Source organism: Haloarcula halobia (genome assembly GCF_029338255.1).
GTDB lineage: Archaea > Halobacteriota > Halobacteria > Halobacteriales > Haloarculaceae > Haloarcula > Haloarcula halobia.
In genome coordinates this window covers 959,461-982,020 of record NZ_CP119787.1, presented here as the reverse complement: position 1 = coordinate 982,020, position 22,560 = coordinate 959,461, and the positions used below count along the sequence as shown (strand labels likewise).

Sequence of the window (22,560 nt, the reverse complement as noted above, 5' to 3'; positions counted from 1 at the left end):
GCGATTACGAATCTGGGGGCTGTTAATCGTCGTCAGCAGTGTAGGCACCGCTTCGATGTTCGATTCGGTGGCCTTCGAGAACTGACTCACTCCTGTCGAGTGTACAGGCGAGTCGATACTGTCCGACACGAAGTTTCGAGAACGGGCCACCAGTTAGCGGTTCGAGAAAGTCGTCAGGCTCACGCCATTCTGACTCGACGATCTCGTCTAACTTCGAGACAACTCGGTCCTGTACGTGCGGGTCGAGAGAATCGAACTGATCGGCCGCCCTCGTCGTGAACTTCCACGTCCACTCGTCACTCGGCATCTTCGTCTCGACCCATCATCTCGACGACTTCCCTACGCGACACTAACTCTGCGTCGCCAGACCGCAGTTCGTGTTCACTGGCAGCAATCTGTTTCCATCCCTCGCGAGAGAACTCAGGGTGTTTCACCGCGTCGCGTGCTGCGTATCGGAGGAACTCACTCCGAGAATTGAATCCTTCCTCTTTCCACGTTGTGTCGATATCTTCGAGAAACGCCTTGCTCAGTCGGAGGTTGATCTGGACCATCTCTGGCCCGTCGTCGCCAACCGTGGTATCTGCATCAGACATATACATATGCTTTACTCGTACATATACAAAATCTTGCCGCTGGACTGAACACGAGAGTGGCCTCTGGGTAGGTGCCACTGATTAAATGGCATCCGTCATGGAGCGTGATGAATTCACGAGGAGTTGATCGTGCCCGTCGAAGATTGGTTATAGAACACTTCTAACAGGGAGATAAGCAGGAATGGACTCGCCGGGATTGAGCAAACGCGCAGCGTTTGCGATTTGCGAGAGACGCCGCCGGCGTCTCTCGGGATACGATGACGCTGCGTGAAAGAATCGATTAAACCGGGCCGCATTCTGGCGGTTTCGGCTATGCTGTAGTGCCTTTATTCCGGGTGATCAGCGAGTCGTCTGAGTGGTACTCTCTTCGATGGGACCACAACCGGTCACGCGCGCTCTGGACGAGGCGCATTCTCGTACTTGACCATCTTTTCAGGCTTATCCGAGATGGTCTCGTAGATTTGCTGGAGAGTCTCCTCGGCGGCGAGCAAGTTGTGTTCCCCGAGGAACGCCCGCCCCCCCTCAGTGAGGCCGTAGAACTTCCAGGGATAGCCCTGTCTGCGCTGGTCGTCGTCCAGGGAGACCTCCTCGACGATGCCAGCGTCGATCAACTTCTGGATATGCTTGTACACAGTGGCCTCGCTCACGCTGGGATTGAGCTCCTCGAGTTCGTACATCGAGGGCAACTGTTCGGGATGCTGGAGGATATTGTTGACGAGCGCGAACCGCGTCTGCTGGGTAACGAAATGGACGATCTCCCGGGAGTTCATCCCATCAGTGGTTCCGATATTGGTGCTCATATACTACAGTAGATGGCACAATGCCAAGTAGTTTACTCCTGGGTAAATTACTATAGGGTGACTCAGATTGGGCTTGACTGGGTAATTTACTTCATAAATCATATCCCATAGCCACGAGAGGGGAGCGTATGGCTGACGAGGAGACGCCCGTTCCCGACGAGATTCTCAAAAGTGCGAAGGACCAACTCGACGAGGAAGAAATCGCACTGGTAGACAACGAGGAGATTCTACACGCGCTGAGTGAACTGACGTCCGTCTACGAGAACGACCGGTCGTACTTCGTACTCGGGAACTACGATCGGGAACCGATCCGTCGACTGAACCTTGTTGTGGATCGCCTCAATCGTCGGACGGACGCGTACGCCTTCCGGATGGTCGATATTCGAGGTGAGTGGGACAACAGCATCCAGAAGTTCTGCCTGATTGCAGACATCGTCACGTACCTCGTCGGCGTCGCTGAGAAAGACCCGAGTGACTTTCTCGTCGAACAGGGTCTTCTCGTCGGGACGGTCGAGTATTTCTCGAAGAGCCACGTCCTCAAACGGGAATACGCGGACGAGGAACAGCCCTTCGGCTGGATGCAAGATGGCGTCTTCGAGTTATTCGAACGCGAAGGGCGGTTGTACTACTGGCAAACCGAGGAGGACCTCGTCGACGCGACTGAAGAGCTTCCATGATGCTCGACTATCGCTACGACTTCCAGATATGGACTGACCAGCACTCAGTACAGTACGTCACACAAAGTGGGTTTGTACTGAATTCGGCAGCGTGACGTGCTCGAGTCGGTATTGGCAGAAGTTAACTGTGGCAAATCACACGACTGCAGAGAGTTCGTCACGAAGCGTCGAAGAATCGATTTAAGCTGGTTCGACAAAACAGCCGTGTTAGGCCATCTAATCCTCGGATAGCCGATAGAGAATGAGTGGACTCGCCGGGATTGAGCAAACGCGCAGCGTTTGCGATTTGCGAGAGACGCCGCCGGCGTCTCTCGGGATACGATGACGCTGCGTGAAAGAATCGATTAAATCGAACCGCCTTCTGGCGATTCTGAGATTGAGATCGATCGGCAGCCCTTTCACGATTAGTTGGCCTCGAAATTCATTCAACGAACTCCGTCTCACCGATGCTCGTCGATCCACTCACACCAGGCGCGAAAGTCTTGGGCACCGCACTGGTCAGCGATGTTCTGGAGTGTCCCGATGCGAACGCGGTCGTGTAACGGGACAGTCACGGTTCGTTTCTCGCCGGTCTCTGGATGGGTGTACTTGAGAATTGCGTGGTCGCCACGTGTTCGGTCGTGTCGGTATCCAAATTTTCGGAGGACGTTGACGATTTCTTCACTTGAGAAGTCTCGCGTGACCATTTACGAGTCCTCGAACCACGGCGCGTCAGGTTCGGGGGCTGGTGTATCATCTTCCCTCGCTTCCTTGGTGAGTTCGACAGCCTCGTCGAGATTTTCGAGTGCCACAGCCCGCGTCGGACCCTGGCTTGCGACACCCGTTTCTTCGTCTACAGCCGACCACCACCCATCGTCCTCCTCGATAAGGCGAATTTCACGTCCCGTGCTCATACGCCAACGTAGGCCGGAATATCAGATAAGGGTTCGGCCGTCGGTGCTGATTCAACATTTGTGTATTTCGAGTCGACTACAGAGGGGTTCTCGTGATTAAATCGGATTCGTCACGCACCATAATTAGTTCAACCCAAGTTCATCACGACCCCAAGAAAGAGACAATAGAAGCGCTCTAGCGAGGATACAGCGAGGAATGGACTCGCCGGGATACGGTGACGCTGCGTGAAAGAACTGATTTAATCGGGCCGCATTCTGGTGATTCCAGAACCACTGGCTGAACCGACTGTGGAGAGAGTCGAATCGGTCCTCGTTGGGAGTGTCACACCCATGGGTCCAGTTCTTCACGACCAGTGAACGCATCTCTGTCTGGGTACGCATCGACAAGTGCGATAAGTGCTGCCGCAACTCTGTAGGCTGGCATCGTATCGTCGTACAGGAGGATGATGCCGGCGTGAGAATCGGGCGGTAGTGGGCCGAAATCTTTCACGTCACTCGTTACGATGATACGGTTCTGTTCGCGAGCGTAGGGGAGCACGTCAGCGTCGTCGTCGGCACCTTGTCCAAGTGTGTCCCGAACGTGGGCTGCATCCAGCGCTTCTTTTTCCAGATACGTCGCTACTTTCGGATCGACATTTTCGTCGAGGAGAAATGCCCACTCGGCCATTTCAGGCCATGTCAGGTTCGATACCTTCGGGCCGGTCGATCGACTCTCGGAACGACTCGATAGCCTCCTCACGCTCGGCTTCGACCTCGCTCATCTCCCGTGGGTGATCGTGGTAGTACGCAAGGGCGTGATAGACGTCAGCCACATCGAGATCGTACCGGTCGGCGACGGCTTCAGGGTCGACGTCTCGCTCTTCGACGAGCGCGTACACCTGGCGGACGCTGATACGCCGGCCAGTGATGTGGGGTTCACTCATCAGCTTGTGGGCGATCCGCCGCGACTCGCGCTCGGCCATACCGGTTTCTATCGCCCGCTATCGCAAAAACGTTCGCACGACGAGAGAAAACAGAAGTCTAAATCGAGATAGGGTTAAATCGAATCCATCACGCTCTGTGACAAATTCTATTCGAATTCATAACGACTCCAATGAATACGAATAGAAGCCTTGAGAGCTGGAAGTAGCGAGGAATGGACTCGCCGGGATTTGAACCCGGGGCCTCTTCCTTGCGAAGGAAGCGATCTGCCACTGATCTACGAGCCCGCACCTGCCTCTCTAACGCGGGGTGATAAAAACCCTGCGCGTGAGGGCGACCTTCGATAGCGATTCACACAGCGGGTGGAGTGTATCCCGGCCTGCGATTCGGACGACCGCCGCCTCGACAGCCGGTCGAGCCGACGGGCCTGGTCCGAAAGGCGTTCGCCTTTCGACCCTCGCTCAGTCCTCGAGGACGATCTCGATGGAGACGTCGTTGGGAACCTGGATGCGCATCAGCTGGCGCAGCGCCCGTTCGTCGGCGTCGATGTCGATGAGACGCTTGTGGACGCGCATCTCCCAGTGTTCCCACGTCGCGGTCCCCTCACCGTCGGGGGACTTGCGGGTGGGAACCTCCAGTGTCTTCGTGGGGAGCGGGACGGGGCCCGACAGTTCGACCCCCGTCTTCGAGGCGATCTCCCGCACGTCGGCGCAGATGTCGTCTAAGTCCTCGGGACTCGTGCCTGCGAGCCGAACGCGTGCCTGTTGGGCCATGCGTTATCGCTCGTTGACGCTGAGGACCTTGCCAGCGGCGATGGTCTGACCCATGTCGCGGATGGCAAAGGAGCCCAGCTCCGGAATCTCGCCGGACGGCTCGATGCTCAGCGGCTTCTGCGGGCGGATGGTGACGACCGCGGCGTCGCCGTTCTGGATGAAGTCGGGGTTCTCCTCGGCGACCTCGCCGGAGGAGGGGTCGATCTTCTTGTCGATGGACTCGACGGTACAGGCGACCTGTGCCGTGTGAGCGTGGAAGACCGGCGTGTAGCCCTCGGTGATGACCGACGGGTGCTGCATCACGACGATCTGGGCCTGGAAGGTCTCGGCGACCGTCGGCGGGTCGTCGGCCGGGCCACAGACGTCGCCACGCCGGATGTCGTCCTTGCCGACGCCGCGGACGTTGAACCCGACGTTGTCACCGGGTTCGGCCTTCGGGACCTCCTCGTGGTGCATCTCGACGGTCTTGACCTCGCCGGAGACGTCCGACGGCTGGAACGAGACGTTGTCGCCGGTGTTGAGGATGCCGGTCTCGACGCGGCCGACCGGGACCGTACCGATCCCGGAGATGGTGTAGACGTCCTGGATCGGCAGTCGGAGCGGCGCGTCCGTCGGCGGCTCGGGGGCCGGCAGGTTGTTGAGGGCCTCCAGCAGGATGTCGCCGTCGTACCAGGACGTGTTGTCCGAGCGCTCGGCGATGTTGTCGCCCTCGAACGCCGAGATCGGGATGAACGAGGCGTCCTCGGTGTTGAAGCGGACCTGGTTGAGCAGCTCCTTGACCTCCTCGACGACCTGCTTGTAGTCGGACTCGCTGTAGTCGACGAGGTCCATCTTGTTGACACCGACGATGAGCTCGCCGATGCCCAGCGTGCGGGCCAGGAAGACGTGCTCCTGGGTCTGCGGCTGGACGCCGTCGTCTGCGGCGACGACGAGGACGGCGTTGTCGGCCTGGCTCGCGCCCGTGATCATGTTCTTCACGAAGTCGCGGTGGCCGGGACAGTCGACGATGGTGAAGTCGTAGGCGTCCGTCGTGAACTCCTGGTGGGCGATGTCGATGGTGACACCGCGCTCTCGCTCTTCGGCGAGGTTGTCCATGACGTAGGCGAACTCGAAGCCGCCCTTGCCCTTCTCCTCTGCCTCTTCTTTGTGCTGTTCGATGACGTGCTCCGGTACCGATCCTGTCTCGTACAGGAGTCGTCCGACGAGCGTGCTCTTCCCGTGGTCAACGTGGCCGATGATGGCCAGGTTCTGGTGTTGTTCGTCGCTCATTGAGTATCTCACGCGCAGGGGCGCTGTGTGAGTGTCTTTACTTGGTAGTTCATAAAACGATTTCGATAGCGAGCAAGCGTCAGGCCGGCGCATTCGTGCGATTTGGCACATAGTGTCATGGAGGTCGCACACACGAACTGGGGGTGGGCGGCCCGGCGGACGCGACCGTCGCCGTCAGTACTGCCGCTGGGCGACGTGTGGCCGGAAAATCGATCCGGCGCGCGAGGTGCGGCCGGCTACTCCAGGCGGCCGACGTCCGCGAGCACCGCGCTCGCCGTCTCCGGACCGCCCGCACCCCGGCCGGAGATGTTGAGTCGGCCGGCGTGGTCGGTCTCAAGCTGGACGATGTTGCGCGTACCCGTGGGAGCCAGCGCCGCGTGCTCCGGGACCAGGCGCGGGCCGACGCGGACCGCGCCGTCGGTCACCTCGGCGATGAGCCGGACGGTCTGGCCGTCCTCCTGGGCGAGTTCGAGCGCGCTCCCCGAGATGTCCTGGATGCCCTCGACGTCGGCGTCCTCGAGCGTGTACTCCTCGCCGCCCTCGGCCAGCACGTTCGCGACGATGACGCCCTTCAGCGCGGCGTCGGTGCCGTCGACGTCGAACGTCGGGTCGGCCTCGGCGACACCCAGATCCTGAGCCTCCGCGAGCACGTGCTCGTAGTCGAGGCCCTCGGCGGACATCCGCGAGAGGATGAAGTTCGCCGTCCCGTTGAGCACGCCACGCACCGCGGTGATGTGCTCGGGGTCGAAGTCGGCGATGGTCGAGAGCACCGGCATCGCGCCGCCGACGGTGGCCTCGAAGCGGACGGCCCCCTCGCTTTCGGCCTCCAGTGCGCGGACCTCGGCGAACCGCTCGGCGACCGGGCCCTTGTTGGCCAGCACGACGTGGCGGTCCATCCCCAGGGCCGTCTCGACGTGGCCGAAGCCGGGCTGGGCGTCGCCCAGCGTCGTCGGCGTCGCCTCGACGAGGACGTCGTAGTCGGCGGTCAGCGCGTCGTCGGGGTCGGCGTCGCCGACGATGCCGTCCCGGCGCTTGCGCTCGAGCGCGCCCGCTGTGTCGATGCCGTCGGCGTCGACGACGGCGCTCTGTGAGTCGGCGAAGGCGGTCACGGTGTGGCCGTAGTCGCCGGCGAGTTCGACGACCGAGCCGCCGACGGCACCGGCACCGAGCACGGCGAGTCTCATGCGTCACCCCCCACCGTGAGCGGTTCGATGAGCCGCAGGTCCTTCTCGGCAGCCACCTCGCGGACCGCCGCCAGGGCCTCCTCGACGGCACCCTCCTCGGTCGCCAGGCGGATGCGCGCGCTGGAGGCGTCCTCGGTACCTTCGGGGGCCGACAGCGAGAGGTCGGTGACGGTGGCGCTGGTCGACTCCTGGATGTGCGACAGCGTATCCGAGAGGTCGGTGTTGACCAGGTGGCCCGAGAGGACGATGGTCAGTGCCTCGCTGTAGCGCTCGGCACCCGCCTGGATGACGTTGATGCCCGCCTCCCGCAGGGCGTCGACGATGCCCTCGAAGCGGTCGGGCGTCGCCTCCAGGTCGACCTCCACGGGGATGTGCCCACGCGGGGTGACGTTCCCCCGCTCGTGGAAGATAGAGAGGAGGTTCCCGCCGTTGCTGGCGATGGGCTCGAGCGCCCGCAGCAGTTCGCCCGGTTCGTCGACCAGTTCGAGCCGAACTGTGTACGCGCGAACCTCTTCGGTCGAGTCGCTCATCGCCCGCTCACCTCCTGTGGATTCGGTCCGCTCATTGTGGGTGACTCAGCAGGGGCAACTATAAGAAACCGTTCGTTTAGTCGAGCGCCGGCGCGGTGGTGAATCGGGCTACGGCAGGTACTCCTCGTAGAAGTCGTCGATCCACTCGTTGTACTGCTCGCCGCGGGTCGACCCCCACGGGTTCCGCGAGAAGTAGTACATCGCGGCAAAGAGCGTCCCCAGCCAGACGGCGATGAACGGGGAACCAGTGGCGAACTGCCAGACGAAGATGGTGGTCCCGGCGATGATGGTCGAGACGAGGAGGTCCACGAGCTGGTGCATGCGGTCGCCCATGGCCGGGGTTAGCCACGGACCGACCTAAGCGTACGGGAACCGGGTCAGTGCGCGAAACGCGGACAGAATAAGGGCCGTCGAGCATGCCGCGCCGAGCGGAGTGAGGCGCGGTTTCACGGGACCGAGCGAAGCGAGGTCCCGCCTTTTTCCCCAAGTTTTTGCAAGGAGAGGTTCGAGCGCGCCGAAGGCGCGACTCGAACCCGACGCAGCAAAAAGTGGGTTTTAGAAGTAGTCGATGGCCTCGGGCAGTTCGAGCTTCATGCCCTTGCGCTCGCGGATCTCCTGGATCTTCTCGGGCTGGAGGTTGTCGGCCATGACCTGGAAGCCGGCGTTCTCGGTGTTCCAGGAGGCACGACCCTCCGTCGCAGAGCGGATGTCCGAGGAGAAGCCGATCATCTCGTCGACGGGGGCGATGCCCTCGACGACCATGAGGTCACCCTCCTGGTACATGTCGTCGACGCGGCCACGGCGGCCCTGGATCTCGCCGGACGCGGCGCCCATGTGGTCGTTTGGCACGTCGATACGGACCTGCTGGATCGGCTCGAGCAGCTTGATGCGCGCGTCGATGAGCGCGTTGTGGACGGCGTTCCGGACCGCAGGGATGACCTGGGCCGGGCCGCGGTGGATGGCGTCCTCGTGGAGGCGGGCGTCGTGGAGGCGCAGGAGCGAGCCCTGGACGGGTTCGTTGGCCAGCGGCCCCTCGTCGAGGGCCTCCTCGAGGCCCTCGATGACCAGTTCCATCGTCTCGTTTAAGTGCTGGATCCCCTTCGTGTCGTCGATGAGGATGTTGGTGCCGTGGATGTGCTCGACGTTCTGGGACGTGTCCTTGTCGAGGCCGGCCTCCTGCAGCGCCTCACGGCGCTCGAGTTCCGGCATGTCCATCGACGCTTCGCCCATCTTGATGGTCTCGACGACGTCCTCGGCGAGCGGGTGGACGGAGATGTAAAAGCGGTTGTGTCGGTTCGGCGAGATGCCCTCGACCTCGCGGGACTCCTGCTGGGGGGCCTCGCGGTAGACGACGATGGGCTCACCGGTGTTGATGGGGATGCCCTGGTTGCGCTCGATGCGCTGGCCGATGACCTCCAGGTGGAGCTCGCCCTGCCCGGAGATGAGGTGCTCGCCGGTGTCCTCGTTGATCTCGACCTGGATGGTCGGGTCCTCCTTCGCGACCTGCTGGAGCGTCTTGATGAGTTTCGGCAGGTCGTCCATGTTCTGGGCCTCCACGCTCTTGGTGATGACCGGTTCCGAGATGTGCTCGATGGACTCGAAGGGCGTCATCTCGATGCTGGAGACCGTCGAGCCGGCGATGGCGTCCTTGAGGCCGGTGACGGCGGCGATGTTTCCGGCGGGGACTTCCTCGACCTCCTCGCGCTCGCCGCCCATGTAGATGCCGACGCTCTGGATACGGTTCTTGCCCGCAGTCCCGGAGACGTAGAGTTCCTGACCCTTCTCCAGCGTCCCGGAGAAGACACGCCCGGCGGCGATCTCGCCGGCGTGAGGGTCGATACCGATGTCGGTGACCATCAGGACGACCTCGCCGTCCTCGTCGACCAGACGCATCTGCTCGGCGAGTTCGGAGGTGTCGTCGCCGCGCCAGATGCGCGGGATACGCATCGGCTGGGCGTCGACGGGGTTCGGGAAGTGCTCACAGACCATGTCGAGGACGACGTTCGACAGCGGCGTGCGCTCGTGGAGTTCCTGGCGCTTGTCGGCGCGCTCGAGTTCCATGATGTCGCCGAAGTCCATCCCGGTGCGCTGCATCGAGGGCATCGAGACGCCCCACTTGTACAGCGCAGAGCCGAAGCCGACGGTCCCCTCCTCGACGGAGACGGTCCAGTCCTCGACGTCGTCCATCTCCTCGGTCATGCCGCGGATGAGGTCGTTGACGTCGCTGATGACCGAGAGCAGTCGCTTCTGCATCTCCTGGGGGCCCTCCTGGAGCTCGGAGATGAGGCGGTCGACCTTGTTGATAAAGAGGGTCGGCTTGACGCCCTCGCGAAGCGCCTGGCGCAGCACCGTCTCCGTCTGGGGCATCGCGCCCTCGACGGCGTCGACGACCACGAGCGCGCCGTCGACGGCACGCATCGCACGGGTCACGTCGCCACCGAAGTCGACGTGGCCGGGCGTGTCGATGAGGTTGATGAGGTGGTTGGTCCCCTCGTACTCGTGAGTCATCGAGACGTTCGCGGCGTCGATGGTGATCCCACGCTCCTGCTCGTCTTCCTCCGTGTCCATGGCCAGCTGCTGGCCGGCCGTGTCGTCGGAGATCATGCCCGCACCGGCGAGCAGGTTGTCTGTCAGCGTCGTCTTCCCGTGGTCGACGTGAGCCGCGATGGCGATGTTCCGGATGTTCTCCGGGTCGTGCATCAGGGACTCACATTCCTGAACGATTTTCTTGCGTCGGCCCATTATACAGAAGCGTATCAACAGGAGGGTCAAAAGGATAGTGTTTCCGCGTGAGCGTGTCAGAGACACGCGAACGCGGACACTCGGCAGGGAGCGGGCCTGTCGGGCGGACTGGCGGTGTTTCCGTGGGAGCGCGGGCCACAACCGACGACGTGGTTCCACAGTCACCGACACCGGGCCTGCCAGGGGGGCGGTGACGGGAGCGCCGCAAGTCTCATACGCCCGCGGTGCGTGTGAACGACACACATGGACGTTCACGTGCGGGGCGGTCCGGCCGAACCGTTTCTCGGGGCCCGCGACCTCTTCTCGACGGAGTACGACCTCGACAGACCGGTGACAGTCCAGGTGCGGACCGACCCCGACGAGCGCACGCGCGTCAGCCACGACGAGGACAGTCACCTGCTGACCATCTCCCGACAGGCCGCCACGAGTGCGCTGGCACGCGAGCTCGCCCTCCACGAGTACGCCCACATGCACCACCACGAACACGGCCACCCCTCGCACACGCAGTCGACGGAGGAGGCGATCTTCCTCGCCGTGGCCGGGCGCAGCGTCGAGCGCCGGAAGCTCGTCCACTGCTACCAGATCGCGAACCACATGAAAGACGTCTACGCCGACGACGTCTGGATGCAGATGGTCCCCGGTGACAAGGTGGTCGACTTCCTCGAGGCGAGCCTCGCGGCGGCCGTCGCCGACCGCCCGGTCGACCCCCCGGCGTGGGACAACGTCGGCGCCCGGACGGTGCCACCGAGGGACGCCGCCGAACCGTCGACCCGGCTCACGCCGGCCGCCGACCCCGACATCACGGCCGTCAACGCCGCGTTCGCGCTGGCGCTGTGCGAGCGCCACGACCTGCTCGGGGCCGACCACAGGCTGTACGATCTCGCGCACGCGGCCGCGTCGGACGCCCCCGACTTGGACTTCGAGGCGTTCAAGCGCCAGTTCGAGGCGCTGGTGCCCGACCCCGACGAGTCGGAGTTCCGCAGGGCGCTGGTCGGCGCGACGAAGGCCTACCTCACCAGCGGGTCGAGCAGAGCGGCCGACTGAGCCACGGGCTCACACCAGCGGCGACAGCGCGAGCGCGACGCCCAGCACGAGGACCGGGTAGTCGCGGCGCTCGAGGGTCAGCGGCGGCAGCGTCGGGTTCCACGCGAAACAGCGGGCGCGCAGCGCGACCCCCAGGCGGTCCGAACGGCCGAGCGTCCGCTCAAGCGACCGGACCACGAGCAGTCGGGCCCGCTCCCACGCCGGTCGCCGCTGCCCGCCACGGGCCCGAATCGCGTCGCGGACCTCCCGGACGTCCGCGAGCACCAGCGGGAACAGGCGCACGACCAGCGCCATGCCGACGCCGAGCAGCTGACCCGCCTTGCCCGGGACCAGTCGCTGGACGGCGGCCCGCGTCTCGCGGACCGACGTCGTCCGGAGGGAGGCGGCGCTGGCGAACAGCACCGGGACGACCCGCGCCACCAAGCGCAGCGAGCGCAGCGCCGGGTCGACCCGGAACCAGGGTGGCCCGAGCGCGACCCCGGCCAGCAGCGGGGCGACCGCGAGCACCGCGAAGACGACCCAGTACGCCCGGACCACGGTCAGCGGCGAGAGGCGAGCCGCCGCCAGCGCGACCAGGCCCAGCAGCGTCGTCCCGGCGAGCCACGGGACCGTCGGGTGGGCGACGACGGCGATCGCCAGGCCGAACTGCACGAGCAGCTTCCCGCGGGGGTCGAGGCGGTGGAGGACCGTCGCCCCCGGCCGGTAGGTCAGCATCGCGGGTCCCGGACGCCGAGGCGCGAGACCTCGTCCAGCGCTGCCTCGGGTGCGTCGTCAAGGACGACACGCCCCGCCCGGAGGCCGACGACCCGGTCGGCCCGCTCGTGGAGGTCACGCAGGTCGTGGGTCACGACCAGCAGACCGGTGCCGGCGTCGGTGAGCGTCGCGAGGTGCTCGAGCACTGACTCGCGGGCCGGCCAGTCCAGGCCCGCGAGCGGTTCGTCGAGCACGAGGTAGTCGGGGGCCATCGCCAGCGCCCCCGCGATGGCGGCCCGGGCCTGCTCGCCCCCCGAGAGCGAGTCCAGGCGTGCGTCGGCCCGGTCGGCCAGTCCCACGGCCGACAGCGCGTCGTCGACCCGGCGGTCGATCTCCTCGCGGTCCAGGCCGAGGTTCTCGGGGCCGAAGGCGACGTCGGCGCCGACCGTCGCGGCGACGAACTGGTCGCGCGGGTGCTGGAACACCATCCCGACCGTGGTGCGGGCGACGACAGGGCGCTCGGCCACGTCGACGCCGTCGACGGTGACGGTGCCCGAATCGGGCGTCAGAAGCGCGTTCAGGTGGCGCACCAGCGTCGTCTTCCCGCTGCCGTTGGGCCCCACGAGGAGGCAGTACTCGCCGTCGGGAACCGACAGCGACAGGCCGTCGAGGACGCGGGTATCGTCGTACCGGAACGTGACGTCCTCGAGGGCGATCATCGAACGGCGAGGTAGCCGCCCTCGACGATGGCGACGGCGATACCCAGCTTGAGCAGATCGAACGGGACGAACGGCGCCATCACGGCGGCCGCCCGGGTGAGCGGGAGGCCCGTCACGGCCGAGAGCCACGGGACGCCGATTGCGTAGACGACGACCAGCGCGGCGACCAGACCCGTCACCTGGACGGGGACGGACACCGTCCGGCGGTCACGCGGCGTCGTCCCGCGGTGGACGACGGCGCCGGCGACGACGGTGCCGACGAGAAAGCCCACGAGGAAGCCGCCGGTGCCCTGGCCGACGAGGACGTACCCGAGGCCGGCGTTCCCGTTCGAGAACACCGGGACGCCGGCGATGCCGACCAGGAGGTACAGCGCGAGCGCCAGGCCGCCCCACAGCGGGCCCAGAAGGAGACCGGCGAAGAACATCCCGAACGGTTGCAGCGAGAACGGCGGCAACGTCCCCGGCAGCGGGATCGATATCTGGGAGAGCGCCGCCGTCAGCGCCGCCAGCAGCACCGCCATCGTGAAGTGTCTCACCGTCTCGTCACCGATCAGCTCGACCGAGCTGTACTGTTGTGACATGGCCACACCTCTATCGTCAACTCGAATATAGCCGGCGGTTTACGGCAGATGACGCCGGGTCCGGCGTGGCCACTGGCCAGCGAGAAAACAGAGAGAATCGTACAGATTATCGAGCGGCCGCCGCGACGCGCTCTTTCTCCTCTTTCTGGTTGACCGCGTAGGTCTGGACGTCGGCGTTCGCCGCGCCGATGAGCTGGGAGGCGAGCGCCTCCTCGGCGCTGGTGGTGGCCTTGAACGAGCCGCCGTAGACGCCCTCGGCGAGGAACTTCAGGGCCTGGTCGACCCGTCGCTGGGGCGCGACGTCGACGGCCTTCGGGACGCTGATGCCCCCGTACTTCAGGCGGACGGTCTCCTCGCGTGGCGCGCTGTTCTCGACGGCGCGGACGAGGATCTGCACCGGGTTCTCGTCGGTGCGCTCGTGGATGATGTCGAAGGCGTCGGTGACGATAGTCGTCGCCAGCTGCTTTTTACCGGTGTTCTCGTCGGTCTGCATCAGGCGGTTGATGAGACGCTCGACGACGCTGATGTCGGACTTCTTGAACTGCTTCTCGGCGTGACGGCCCATCGTATGTGCGATGGGTGTGACGTTGATGTACCGCTCGGTCGAGGGATCGGTGTACTCGATGTCCGTGATCTCCCACTCGCCAAAGAGCTTTGCACGTGCGGTCTCTTCTTCGACGTCTTCGGCCTCGTCGGCTTCGGGTGTGTCCTCGGTACTCATGGTTATCGGACGGGTTTCTCCGCGTTGCCGCGAACGAGCTCGATCATGGAGACGCCGTTTACCTTCTCGACCTTGTAGTTGACACCGGAGAGGTCACCCATCGCACGACCCTTCGCCCCGCCGATGCCGGCGATGGTGACCTCGTCGTGCTCGTCGATGAAGGAGATGGCGCCGTCACCGGGACAGAACGCGGTGACCTGCTTGCCGTTCTTGATGAGCTGGACCCGCACACACTTCCGGATGGCGGAGTTTGGCTGCTTGGCCTCGATGCCCACCTTCTCCAGGACGATACCTCGACCCTGTGGCGCGCCCTCGAGCGGGTCGGACTTCTTGCCCAGACCGCGTTCGCGGCGCGCGTAGTCGGAGTCGGACCACCGGTGCTTCTGGCGGTCCTTCTTGAGTTTGCGCGCGGCGTATTTGCCGTTCGTCATAGTACGCTTTCGTATCCTGCCGAGATACTTAAGACTCCTCTTTTGTATCCGGCCTACGGCGGGTGTGTGGCGTTCTGTCCCACAACCAGGCGTGGGCGCGCCGACGGTCGTCACTGGTCGGTCGAGAACTCTCCACGGGGCCGATGGTGAGAGCGAGGGCGCAGTCAGGTGAGTTCGATGCCGTCGATGTCGAAGTGGCGCTTCGCCAGCGTTCGCGCGGCGTCGATGTTGCGCCCGTCGCGGCCGATGGCAGCCCCGCGGTCCTCCTGGGCCACCTCGACGTAGGCGACGGTGTCGCTGTTCTCCGAGATGGTGACGTTGTACACCGCCGCCGGAGCCAGGGCGTTGGCGACGAAGTCCGCCGCCGTCTCTGCCCCCTCGACGAGCTTCACGTCGCGGCCGAGCTGTTCTTCGACACGCTGTACCGTCTGGCCACCGGGGCCGATGGCGTCTGCCATGTCGCCCCGCTTGACCAGGTAGACCACCTGGTCGTGGTCCTCGTCGATCACGCAGTCCCGGACGGTGATGGACGCCTCGTTCTCGAAGAGGGCGACCAGCTGTCGCGCTTCGTCCGAGAGTTCGATCCGCATCAGTCGGCGTTGCGACCCACGCCCATCCGGAGGTCGACGTCTCCGGTGCCGAGTTTGATGGGTTTCCCGACGATGACGTTCTCCGTGACGCCGTCCAGCTCGTCGACCTCGCCGTGGATGGCGGCGTCCAGCAGGTGGTTGACCGTCACCTCGAAGGCAGCGCGGGCGAGCACCGAGTCCTTCGACCCGCTGATGCCGTGGCGGCCGATGGACTCGATGGTCCCCTCGTTGGTCATGATGTCCGCGACCAGCATCAGGTGGCGGACGTTCACGTCGTCCAGCCCCTGTTCTTCGAGGGTGTTCATCGTCTCGTTGATGAGCGTCTCGCGGGCGGCCTCGACGCCGAGTTCGCGGTAGATCTCGTGGATGTTGTTACACGTGGTCCGCGAGGCGTCGACGCCCTCGATGCCCAGCACCTCGCCGAAGTCCGACCCCTCGGTGTAGAGGACGAACTCCTCGCCGTCGTCGGTCTCCTCCTTGCGGATGACGACGCGGGAGACCTCCTCGATGCCCTTGAAGATGATGTCGCGCAGCTCCTCGACCAGTTGCAGGAGGTCGCGGTAACTGGGTTCCTCCGGACCGAACTCGATGACAGTCCCGACCTGGCGGGCGTCGACGCCGAGACTCGACTCGATGGTCTCGGCGATCTCCTCGGCGATGGCGTCGACGTCGTCGACGGTCGGCCACCGCTCGAGCAGCGTGTCGTCGTTGAGGTCGATCTCGACGAGCATGTCCGCGACGTTCGTCGAGATGTCACCGAGCGCGAGGATGCGCGTGGCCTCGATGTTCCAGACGACCTCGTGGGCCTTCTCGCGGTCGGTGGCGTACTCGTCGTCGAGGTGGACAGTCATCATCGGCGTGTCCGGGGTCTTCCGGGCGTCGACCAGTTCGATGAGCCGCGGGAGGCCCTGGGTGACGTCGATCTCGGCGACGCCGGCGTAGTGGAACGTGTTCATCGTGTTGTGGGTGACGACGCCCTGTGCCGTGGTGAACGTCTCTAGCCCGCCGACCGAGAAATCGTAGACGTAGTCGCCGTCGGGTTCGACGGCCTCGATCGACTCGATGCGCTCCCAGACGACGTCGCCGTCGAGTGCTCGTTCCAGCGCGTCGAGTTCGGCCGGGGACTCGTCGGCGGCGGCCATCTGGTCGACCAGTCCGGCCAGTCGGTTGCGTCCGACTCGCTGGCGGTCGTGGGCGCTGTTGACCTGCCGTGACGGGATACCAGCCGCAGCGGCGGCGTCCTTCAGGTCGTCGCCGAAGTTCGGAATCTGGTCGGTCGCGTCGGGCCCGTCGGTGTCGACGGTCGCCGCGAGGGCGTCGAGTTCCGCCCCGCGAGCGCCGACCATACCGATACGGTCGGCGAACGCCGGGACGTATTTCGCGGGGATGCGGAGCGTCCGCGAACTGTCCTGTTCGCCGAGCCTCGCGTAGAGGTCGAAGCGGGCCAGCAACAGCGCGACGTCCTCGGTGAGTCGGGCGGACGTCGAACTCGACCGGACGGCGCGGTCGGCGACGTTCCCGTCGCCGCTGAAGTACCCCTCGAGCAGGCCGCGGGCGAAGGACCGCGGTGCGCCGAAGGCGAACGCGGGGACGCACTTCTCGTCGTCGTGGTAGCACACCGCCCGGAGGAAGTCGGCCAGGACCGTCCCGTTGACACGGACGTCGTAGCCCGTCGTGAAGCCGCTCTCGTTCTCGTACTCGTTGACCGAGAGGTCGAACCGGTCGGCGAACGACCGGACCCGGTCCTGGAACGCGGCGTCGACGTTCGAGACAGAGACGTAGTAGTCGGTGACGTTGCCCTCGGCGAGGAACGCGCCGACGAAGAAGCCGGTCTCCGCGTCGAGCGGGAACTGCTCGGGGAGACCGGTCGTGCCTTGCACCGGGTACGCAGTCTCCGTCTCGATGTCGCCCGCCTCGAGCGCTTGCCGCTTGTTCCGTACCTGGTCTTCCCCACCGGGGAGTGACGTGGCAGTGCCGCCGTCGGTGAGTGCCGAGGTGAACCAGTAGTCCTCCGCCGGCAGGTGTTCGCGGAGGTCGACCGTGTCCGGGCCGTCGCCGTCGAACGAGCGGACGACCGGGATCCAGTCACCCGCAGAGAGGTCCTCGCCGGCGACCGGCACGACCTCGTTGTCACGGCGCGTGACGAACGAGTGAGCCTTCGTCGCGCGGATGTCCCGGCCCGATTCGAGGTCGAAGTGGAGCAGTTCCTCGGGCGCCTCGTGCCGACTGACTTCCTCGAGGGGCTTCCACTGGACCTTCTCGTCGGCGCGGAGCGAGAGAACCTCCATCCCGTCGGGCGCACGGGCCACCTCGTGGTCGTCGAACTGCTGGGCACCGCGGACCGAGAGCAGTCCGTCGACCAGCGAGCCGATCTCCGTCAGGTCGGTCTCGCCGTTGCGCCGGACGACGACGCGTTCGTCGCCCGGGATCGACATCTGCGTTCCGGGTTCCCCGATGGACTGGGCCGAGACGGTACCGACGGGGTCCAGCGGGTCGACGCGCGTCTCCATGTAGCGGGACTCGACGGCCTGTGCGACGCGGTCGGCGTCCTCGACGCCGAGGTCGCGCTCTTCGATGGTGCTGTACACCTCGTCTTTCAGCCGTCGCGGCAGTTCTGTGTCCTCGACGACCGCTTCGATGTCTGCGGAGACGTTTGCTGTCATTGTTAGTCGTCACCCTCGGCCATCCACCAGTCGTCGGCCTGTTCCGAGAGGTTGGTGTGTTCGGTGCGCTGTCCCAGGAACGACTCCTTCTCGCGCTCGGAGTCGAACTCCTCGTTGAGGACGCTGTCGGCGATCTGTTCGACGTCGACGGTGTCGCCCTCCTGGCTGGAGGAGACGTTGACCGGCGAGGTACCGTCCTCGCCGAACTCGAACTGGACGATGGTGTCCGAGGTGTCCCGGACGGTCCCGTCGTACTGCGTCTCGAGCTCGGAGAGGGCGTTGATGAGGCGGCGCTGCAGGTAGCCGGACTTCGAGGTCCGGACTGCCGTGTCCACCAGGCCCTCGCGGCCACCCATCGCGTGGAAGAAGAACTCCTTGGGGGAGAGCCCCGAGCGATAGGACGCCTCGACGAAGCCGTGGGCGTCCGCGGAGAGGTCGCCCTCCTCGAAGTGCGAGAGGGTACGGCCCTCGTAGCCGCGGTTGATTCGCTCGCCACGGACTGCCTGCTGGCCGACACAGCCGGCCATCTGGGTCAGGTTCAGCATCGACCCACGGGCACCGGACTCGGCCATGACGACGGCCGGGTTGTCGTCGCTGAAGTGGTCCTCGGCGATGTCGCCGGCGGAGTCACGCGCCTTACCCAGCGTCTGCATGATCTTCATCTCCAGCGTTTCGTCGACGGTCCGGCCGGGCAGCGACTCGAGGTCGCCCTGTTCGTAGGTCTCGATGAGCTCCTCGACGCGGTCGTACGCGGAGTCGATAGCGTCGTTGATCTGCTCTTCGGCCTCGCGGGGGATGGACTCGTCGTCGATGCCGATGGAGAAGCCAAAGTGCATGATCGAACGCATCGCCAGCGCCGACACCTCGTTGACGAGGATGCGGGCGCGGGTCCGCGAGTAGTCCTTGGCGATGGTGTCGACGACCTCGCCGCCGAACGCCCCGACAGCGTCCTCGTCGATGGTACCGTCCTCCATCTGGCCGTTCTCGATGACGACGGTGTCGCCGGCCGAGGACGTGAACTCCAGGTTGAGGTCGTCGGGCAGCAGCTCCGAGAACAGCGACCGGCCGGTCCAGTAGGCGTCGCCGGCCTCGTCGGTGCCGTCGGGTTCGGGCAGTTCGTCGATGCGGGTCGCCCGGAGCAGGTCCAGGGCCTGCGTCTCGTTGAACTCGGGGTTGGTGTGGGTGAGCAGGTACGTGCCGCTGATGTGGTCCTGGATGGCCCCGATGATGTTCTCGCCGAAGCGCGGCGAGAGCATCTGCTCCTGGACGCGCATGAGGACCCGTGCCTCGGCCCGGGCCTCCTCGTTTTGCAGCGCGTGCATGTTCATCTCGTCGCCGTCGAAGTCGGCGTTGTACGGCGGGCAGACGACGGTGTTGAGCCGGAAGGTCTTGTAGGGCATCACGACCACTTCGTGAGCCATGATGGACATCCGGTGCAGCGACGGCTGGCGGTTGAAGATGATGATGTCGCCGTCCACGAGGTGTCGGGAGACCTCCCAGCCGGGTTCGACCTTCTCGGCCAGTTCCTCGCAGTTCTTCTCGGTCACCTTCAGGCGGCGGCCGTCCGGTCGGCGGACGTAGTTCGCGCCGGGGTGGCCCTCGGGCCCGTTGGCGACGTATCGCCGGGCCTTCTCTAAGTTGCGCTCGTTGACGTTCATCGTCTGGGTCATCTCACGCGCCACGCGCTCGGGGACGCCGACCTCGTTGAGCGAGAGGGTCGGGTCCGGCGAGATGACGGTTCGGGCCGAGAAGTTCACGCGCTTCCCGGACAGCGAACCACGGAAGCGCCCCTCCTTGCCCTTGAGGCGCTGGGAGAGGGTCTTCAGGGGCCGGCCGGAACGGTGTCGCGCCGGCGGCGTGCCCGAGATCTCGTTGTCCATGAACGTGGTGACGTGGTACTGCAGCAGTTCCCAGAGGTCCTCGATGATGAGCTGGGGCGCACCGGCCTCGCGGTTCTCCATGAACCGCTGGTTGATGCGGATGATGTCCACGAGTTTGTGGGTCAGGTCGTCCTCGGAGCGCTGGCCGTTGTCCAGCGTGATCGACGGCCGGGCCGTGACCGGCGGCACCGGCAGCACCGTCAGAATCATCCACTCGGGCCGGGAGCGCTCGGGGTTCATCCCGAGCACCTCGATGTCCTCGTCCGGGATGTCCTCGAACCAGTCGCGGATGTCCGAGGGCATCAGCTTGTTGTGGTCTTCCTCGGTGAGGTCCACGTTCAGCGCCTTCTCGAAGGCGCGGCGGTCCTCCTTCCGGGGACGGAAATCGCCGCTGAGGATCTCCTGGACGCGGCCGCTGTCGATTCCAGTCTCCTCGGCGAGGTCGATGGGCGAGATCGGCTCGTCGGCTTCCTCCATCGCGGCGGCGATGAGCGAGGGGTACTCCGAGGACAGCACCTGCTGGACCTCGTAGTACGTGGTCGGCTTCTCGTGTTTGATGTCGTACTGCTTCTCGCCACAGAACGGACAGCGGTCCTTCTTTCGGGCCTGCCGGATGGCGGCCTTGGTGACGTCGTTTAAGTCACGGCCCAGGTCGCGGGTGCGCTGGAGCTGGTCGCGGAACTCCTCGCGCTCGGCCTCGTCGAGACAGAGCCGCGAGCACTCGCGGCAGGTCCCGCGCAGGAGCCGGCGGATGAGCTTCGAGAACCCGACGTGGATGACCGGCGCGGCCAGCTCGATGTGGCCGAAGTGGCCGTTACACGAACCGCTGTGTTTCCCGCAGGTCTTGCACTCCAGCCCGGGGTCGATGACGCCCAGGCGCGGGTCCATCAGCCCCATGTCGATGGGGAAGCCGTCGTCGTCGTAGGTGTCGGCGGTGATGACCTTCGTCGCCGACATGTCGCGGTACTCCTCGGGATTCATCAGCCCGAAGCTGATCTGGCCGATCTCCTTGGGTGTCTGTTGGGAACTCATACTGCGTCCTCCAGTTCGATCCGCGGGGCGATTCCGAGCGCCTTCATCTCGTCTAACAGGAGCTTGAACGCGTAGGACATCTCGACCTCGTGGATGTCGGTCTCCTCCTCACAGTTGGGACAGTAGACCCGCCGTTGTTCGACGTTCTCGACGGCGGTCATGCCACACTGGCCACAGACGTTGATCCACTCGCGGTCGGACTCGTCCAGCAACCGTTCCTTGAGTGCCATCGCCGCCCCGTGCCCGATGAGTACGTCCCGTTCCATCTCACCCACACGGAGGCCACCTTCGCGGGCTCGCCCTTCAGTGGGCTGGCGGGTGAGCACCTGCACCGGCCCGCGCGAGCGGGCGTGCAGCTTGTTCGAGACCATGTGGTAGAGCTTCTGGTAGAAGATGTCGCCGACGAAGATGTCGGCCTCAATCTTCTCGCCGGTGACGCCCGAGTACATCGTCTCCTTGCCGCTGGAGTCGAAGCCGTGGGCCTCCAGGGAGCCACGGAGTCGCTCCTCGTCCTCGCCGGTGAAGGCGGTCCCGTCGACGCGCCGCCCCTCCAGCGCGCCGACCTTGCCGCCGATCATCTCGAGGATGTGCCCGACGGTCATCCGCGACGGGAGCGCGTGCGGGTTGATGACCAGGTCCGGCACGACCCCCTCCTCGGTGAAAGGCATGTCCTCCTGGGGGGCGATGTGGCCGACGACGCCCTTCTGGCCGTGCCGCGAAGCGAACTTGTCCCCGAGTTCGGGGATGCGCTCGTCGCGCACGGAGACCTTCGAGAGCTTCGAGCCGTCCTCGCCCTCCATCAGCGTGACCGTGTCGACGACGCCGGATTCACCGGAACGCATCGTGACGCTGGTCTCACGTCGTTTCTGGGGCGAGAGGCCGCCCATATCGTCCGGTTCCTCGAGGAACCGGGGCGGACTGGTCTTGCCCAGCAGGACGGCGTTCTCCCCGACCTTCGTCTCGGGGTTCACGAGGCCGTCGTCGTCTAAGTGCGTGTAGGCGTCCTCGCCGCGAGCGCCCCGGACCTCGTCGTCCGGAATCTCGAAGCGGTCCTCCTGCCCGCCGGGGTAGCGCCGTTCCTCGCCCTCGTAGGTCCGGAAGAAATGGGAGCGGGCGAGCGCGCGGTCGACCGACCCCTGGTTCATCACCAAAGCGTCTTCGATGTTGAACCCCTCGTAGGACATGACGGCGACGACGAAGTTCTGTGCGGCCGGTCGGTCGTCGTAGCCGATCTGTTCGGTAGTCTGGGTCTTGACCATCGAGAGCTGCGGGTAGTGCAGCAGGTGCTGGCGGGTGTCCGGGCGGATGCGGTAGTTCGCGCTCGGCAGCCCCAGCGACTGCTTGATCATCCCCGACCCCATCGTAATCCGCGGGGAGGCGTTGTGCTCGGGGTACGGAATCATCCCCGCGCCGATGCCGAACATCAGCTGGGGGTCGACCTCGAGGTGCGTGTGGTTCTCGGTGAGTTCGGTCTCGTCGACGCCGACGAGGATGTCCTCCTCCTCCTCGGCGTCGATGAACTCGACGAGACCGCGTTCGACGAGCTCCTCGAACCCGAGGTCGCCGTCCTTGACGGCCTCGATCTCCTCGTCGGTGATGAGCGGGTCGCCGTCCTCGACGACCAGGAGCGGGCGGCGGGCCCGACCGGCGTCGGCGTTGATGATGACCTCGTCGGTGCGGTCCTTGACCGACACGTTGACCATCTGGGAGACGTCCCCCCGGCGTCGTGCCTGTCGGACCTGTTGTGCGAGCTGTTCGGGGTCGGGGTGTGTCCCGACCAGGCTACCGTTCACGTATACTTTGGCTTCGCGTCCCTGGCTCATG

24 protein-coding genes and 1 tRNA gene are annotated in these 22,560 nt (G+C 65.0%); 2 read left to right on the top strand and 23 right to left on the bottom strand.

The window, feature by feature from the left end; translation table 11 throughout:
* Nucleotides 1-22: 22 nt before the first annotated feature.
* The 3 genes from P1K88_RS05225 to P1K88_RS05215 form a co-directional block, all read right to left on the bottom strand.
* Nucleotides 23-307 carry a type II toxin-antitoxin system RelE family toxin gene (locus P1K88_RS05225; RefSeq protein ID WP_276413093.1) on the bottom strand — a complete coding sequence of 95 codons (285 nt, stop codon included), beginning with the start codon at nt 305-307 and terminating at the stop codon, nt 23-25.
* Nucleotides 297-593 carry a ribbon-helix-helix domain-containing protein gene (locus P1K88_RS05220; protein WP_276413092.1) on the bottom strand — a complete coding sequence of 99 codons (297 nt, stop codon included), beginning with the start codon at nt 591-593 and terminating at the stop codon, nt 297-299. The genes P1K88_RS05225 and P1K88_RS05220 overlap by 11 nt, the downstream gene beginning before the upstream one ends.
* A gap of 386 nt (nt 594-979) precedes the next feature.
* Nucleotides 980-1,393: a helix-turn-helix domain-containing protein gene (locus P1K88_RS05215; RefSeq protein WP_276413090.1), complete on the bottom strand. Its 414-nt coding sequence runs from the start codon at nt 1,391-1,393 to the stop codon at nt 980-982.
* A gap of 128 nt (nt 1,394-1,521) precedes the next feature.
* Between P1K88_RS05215 and P1K88_RS05210 the strand changes: the two genes are divergently transcribed.
* Nucleotides 1,522-2,070: a DUF8170 family protein gene (locus P1K88_RS05210; protein WP_276413088.1), complete on the top strand. Its 549-nt coding sequence runs from the start codon at nt 1,522-1,524 to the stop codon at nt 2,068-2,070.
* Nucleotides 2,071-2,510: 440 nt separating this feature from the next.
* Here the strand turns inward: P1K88_RS05210 and P1K88_RS05205 are convergent, their stop codons facing one another.
* The 11 genes from P1K88_RS05205 to P1K88_RS05155 all read right to left on the bottom strand — a co-directional run bounded on the left by P1K88_RS05205 (nt 2,511) and on the right by P1K88_RS05155 (nt 10,382).
* Complete coding sequence (locus P1K88_RS05205) at nt 2,511-2,756, bottom strand: type II toxin-antitoxin system HicA family toxin (RefSeq protein ID WP_276413086.1); 246 nt, start codon at nt 2,754-2,756, stop codon at nt 2,511-2,513.
* A complete protein-coding gene (locus tag P1K88_RS05200) occupies nt 2,757-2,963 on the bottom strand; it encodes a type II toxin-antitoxin system HicB family antitoxin (RefSeq protein WP_276413085.1) in 207 nt (68 codons plus the stop codon). It lies immediately after the preceding gene.
* 322 nt (nt 2,964-3,285) lie between these two features.
* A complete protein-coding gene (locus P1K88_RS05195; RefSeq protein ID WP_276413083.1) occupies nt 3,286-3,630 on the bottom strand; it encodes a DUF5615 family PIN-like protein in 345 nt (114 codons plus the stop codon).
* 1 nt (nt 3,631) lies between these two features.
* Nucleotides 3,632-3,925: a DUF433 domain-containing protein gene (locus P1K88_RS05190; protein WP_276413081.1), complete on the bottom strand. Its 294-nt coding sequence runs from the start codon at nt 3,923-3,925 to the stop codon at nt 3,632-3,634.
* 174 nt (nt 3,926-4,099) lie between these two features.
* A tRNA-Ala gene (locus P1K88_RS05185) sits at nt 4,100-4,171 on the bottom strand.
* A gap of 174 nt (nt 4,172-4,345) precedes the next feature.
* Complete coding sequence (rpsJ, locus tag P1K88_RS05180; protein WP_276297965.1) at nt 4,346-4,657, bottom strand: 30S ribosomal protein S10; 312 nt, start codon at nt 4,655-4,657, stop codon at nt 4,346-4,348.
* 3 nt (nt 4,658-4,660) lie between these two features.
* Entirely contained in the window at nt 4,661-5,926 is a 1,266-nt protein-coding gene (tuf, locus tag P1K88_RS05175; RefSeq protein WP_276276350.1) for a translation elongation factor EF-1 subunit alpha, read from the bottom strand.
* A gap of 236 nt (nt 5,927-6,162) precedes the next feature.
* A complete protein-coding gene (locus tag P1K88_RS05170) occupies nt 6,163-7,110 on the bottom strand; it encodes a homoserine dehydrogenase (protein ID WP_276413078.1) in 948 nt (315 codons plus the stop codon).
* Nucleotides 7,107-7,640 (bottom strand): amino acid-binding protein, encoded by a 534-nt coding sequence (locus P1K88_RS05165; RefSeq protein WP_276413077.1) that lies wholly within the window; start codon nt 7,638-7,640, stop codon nt 7,107-7,109. The genes P1K88_RS05170 and P1K88_RS05165 overlap by 4 nt, the downstream gene beginning before the upstream one ends.
* Nucleotides 7,641-7,748: 108 nt before the next feature.
* Complete coding sequence (locus P1K88_RS05160) at nt 7,749-7,973, bottom strand: hypothetical protein (protein WP_276413076.1); 225 nt, start codon at nt 7,971-7,973, stop codon at nt 7,749-7,751.
* Nucleotides 7,974-8,195: 222 nt separating this feature from the next.
* Complete coding sequence (locus tag P1K88_RS05155; RefSeq protein WP_276413074.1) at nt 8,196-10,382, bottom strand: elongation factor EF-2; 2,187 nt, start codon at nt 10,380-10,382, stop codon at nt 8,196-8,198.
* 243 nt (nt 10,383-10,625) lie between these two features.
* On the opposite strand from P1K88_RS05155, the gene P1K88_RS05150 reads away from it, so the two are divergent.
* On the top strand, nt 10,626-11,426 hold the full coding sequence (locus tag P1K88_RS05150; RefSeq protein WP_276413072.1) for a DUF5781 family protein: 801 nt from the start codon (nt 10,626-10,628) through the stop codon (nt 11,424-11,426).
* Nucleotides 11,427-11,435: 9 nt separating this feature from the next.
* On the opposite strand, the gene P1K88_RS05145 is transcribed toward P1K88_RS05150, so the two are convergent.
* The 9 genes from P1K88_RS05145 to rpoB all read right to left on the bottom strand — a co-directional run bounded on the left by P1K88_RS05145 (nt 11,436) and on the right by rpoB (nt 22,559).
* Nucleotides 11,436-12,140, bottom strand: coding sequence for an energy-coupling factor transporter transmembrane component T family protein (locus P1K88_RS05145; protein WP_276413070.1), 705 nt, complete (start codon nt 12,138-12,140; stop codon nt 11,436-11,438).
* Entirely contained in the window at nt 12,134-12,838 is a 705-nt protein-coding gene (locus P1K88_RS05140) for an energy-coupling factor ABC transporter ATP-binding protein (RefSeq protein WP_276413068.1), read from the bottom strand. Before P1K88_RS05140 ends, P1K88_RS05145 begins: the two co-directional genes overlap by 7 nt.
* Nucleotides 12,835-13,419 carry a biotin transporter BioY gene (locus tag P1K88_RS05135; RefSeq protein ID WP_276413067.1) on the bottom strand — a complete coding sequence of 195 codons (585 nt, stop codon included), beginning with the start codon at nt 13,417-13,419 and terminating at the stop codon, nt 12,835-12,837. The genes P1K88_RS05140 and P1K88_RS05135 overlap by 4 nt, the downstream gene beginning before the upstream one ends.
* A 106-nt stretch (nt 13,420-13,525) precedes the next feature.
* A complete protein-coding gene (locus P1K88_RS05130; protein WP_276413065.1) occupies nt 13,526-14,140 on the bottom strand; it encodes a 30S ribosomal protein S7 in 615 nt (204 codons plus the stop codon).
* A gap of 2 nt (nt 14,141-14,142) precedes the next feature.
* Nucleotides 14,143-14,571, bottom strand: a complete 429-nt coding sequence (locus tag P1K88_RS05125) for a 30S ribosomal protein S12 (protein WP_276276341.1) — start codon at nt 14,569-14,571, stop codon at nt 14,143-14,145.
* Between the two features lie 164 nt (nt 14,572-14,735).
* Complete coding sequence (locus P1K88_RS05120) at nt 14,736-15,161, bottom strand: NusA-like transcription termination signal-binding factor (protein WP_276413064.1); 426 nt, start codon at nt 15,159-15,161, stop codon at nt 14,736-14,738.
* Nucleotides 15,161-17,824, bottom strand: a complete 2,664-nt coding sequence (locus P1K88_RS05115) for a DNA-directed RNA polymerase subunit A'' (protein ID WP_276413062.1) — start codon at nt 17,822-17,824, stop codon at nt 15,161-15,163. The genes P1K88_RS05120 and P1K88_RS05115 overlap by 1 nt, the downstream gene beginning before the upstream one ends.
* Before the next feature lie 2 nt (nt 17,825-17,826).
* Complete coding sequence (locus P1K88_RS05110) at nt 17,827-20,736, bottom strand: DNA-directed RNA polymerase subunit A' (protein ID WP_276413060.1); 2,910 nt, start codon at nt 20,734-20,736, stop codon at nt 17,827-17,829.
* Nucleotides 20,733-22,559, bottom strand: a complete 1,827-nt coding sequence (gene rpoB, locus P1K88_RS05105) for a DNA-directed RNA polymerase subunit B (protein WP_276413058.1) — start codon at nt 22,557-22,559, stop codon at nt 20,733-20,735. Before rpoB ends, P1K88_RS05110 begins: the two co-directional genes overlap by 4 nt.
* Nucleotide 22,560 lies beyond the last annotated feature (1 nt).

Bases quoted from the DNA above. Each gene is read 5' to 3' on its own strand.
- P1K88_RS05215 (WP_276413090.1), bottom strand. From the start codon at position 1,393: ATGAGCACCAATATCGGAACCACTGATGGGATGAACTCCCGGGAGATC.
- P1K88_RS05170 (WP_276413078.1), bottom strand. From the start codon at position 7,110: ATGAGACTCGCCGTGCTCGGTGCCGGTGCCGTCGGCGGCTCGGTCGTC.
- P1K88_RS05145 (WP_276413070.1), bottom strand. From the start codon at position 12,140: ATGCTGACCTACCGGCCGGGGGCGACGGTCCTCCACCGCCTCGACCCC.
- P1K88_RS05135 (WP_276413067.1), bottom strand. From the start codon at position 13,419: ATGTCACAACAGTACAGCTCGGTCGAGCTGATCGGTGACGAGACGGTG.
- P1K88_RS05120 (WP_276413064.1), bottom strand. From the start codon at position 15,161: ATGCGGATCGAACTCTCGGACGAAGCGCGACAGCTGGTCGCCCTCTTC.
- P1K88_RS05115 (WP_276413062.1), bottom strand. From the start codon at position 17,824: ATGACAGCAAACGTCTCCGCAGACATCGAAGCGGTCGTCGAGGACACA.
- P1K88_RS05210 (WP_276413088.1), top strand. From the start codon at position 1,522: ATGGCTGACGAGGAGACGCCCGTTCCCGACGAGATTCTCAAAAGTGCG.
- P1K88_RS05165 (WP_276413077.1), bottom strand. From the start codon at position 7,640: ATGAGCGACTCGACCGAAGAGGTTCGCGCGTACACAGTTCGGCTCGAA.
- P1K88_RS05130 (WP_276413065.1), bottom strand. From the start codon at position 14,140: ATGAGTACCGAGGACACACCCGAAGCCGACGAGGCCGAAGACGTCGAA.
- P1K88_RS05220 (WP_276413092.1), bottom strand. From the start codon at position 593: ATGTCTGATGCAGATACCACGGTTGGCGACGACGGGCCAGAGATGGTC.
- P1K88_RS05225 (WP_276413093.1), bottom strand. From the start codon at position 307: ATGCCGAGTGACGAGTGGACGTGGAAGTTCACGACGAGGGCGGCCGAT.
- P1K88_RS05125 (WP_276276341.1), bottom strand. From the start codon at position 14,571: ATGACGAACGGCAAATACGCCGCGCGCAAACTCAAGAAGGACCGCCAG.
- P1K88_RS05190 (WP_276413081.1), bottom strand. From the start codon at position 3,925: ATGGCCGAGCGCGAGTCGCGGCGGATCGCCCACAAGCTGATGAGTGAA.
- P1K88_RS05150 (WP_276413072.1), top strand. From the start codon at position 10,626: ATGGACGTTCACGTGCGGGGCGGTCCGGCCGAACCGTTTCTCGGGGCC.
- rpsJ (WP_276297965.1), bottom strand. From the start codon at position 4,657: ATGGCCCAACAGGCACGCGTTCGGCTCGCAGGCACGAGTCCCGAGGAC.
- P1K88_RS05155 (WP_276413074.1), bottom strand. From the start codon at position 10,382: ATGGGCCGACGCAAGAAAATCGTTCAGGAATGTGAGTCCCTGATGCAC.
- P1K88_RS05140 (WP_276413068.1), bottom strand. From the start codon at position 12,838: ATGATCGCCCTCGAGGACGTCACGTTCCGGTACGACGATACCCGCGTC.
- P1K88_RS05200 (WP_276413085.1), bottom strand. From the start codon at position 2,963: ATGAGCACGGGACGTGAAATTCGCCTTATCGAGGAGGACGATGGGTGG.
- P1K88_RS05195 (WP_276413083.1), bottom strand. From the start codon at position 3,630: ATGGCCGAGTGGGCATTTCTCCTCGACGAAAATGTCGATCCGAAAGTA.
- P1K88_RS05205 (WP_276413086.1), bottom strand. From the start codon at position 2,756: ATGGTCACGCGAGACTTCTCAAGTGAAGAAATCGTCAACGTCCTCCGA.
- P1K88_RS05110 (WP_276413060.1), bottom strand. From the start codon at position 20,736: ATGAGTTCCCAACAGACACCCAAGGAGATCGGCCAGATCAGCTTCGGG.
- rpoB (WP_276413058.1), bottom strand. From the start codon at position 22,559: ATGAGCCAGGGACGCGAAGCCAAAGTATACGTGAACGGTAGCCTGGTC.
- tuf (WP_276276350.1), bottom strand. From the start codon at position 5,926: ATGAGCGACGAACAACACCAGAACCTGGCCATCATCGGCCACGTTGAC.
- P1K88_RS05160 (WP_276413076.1), bottom strand. From the start codon at position 7,973: ATGGGCGACCGCATGCACCAGCTCGTGGACCTCCTCGTCTCGACCATC.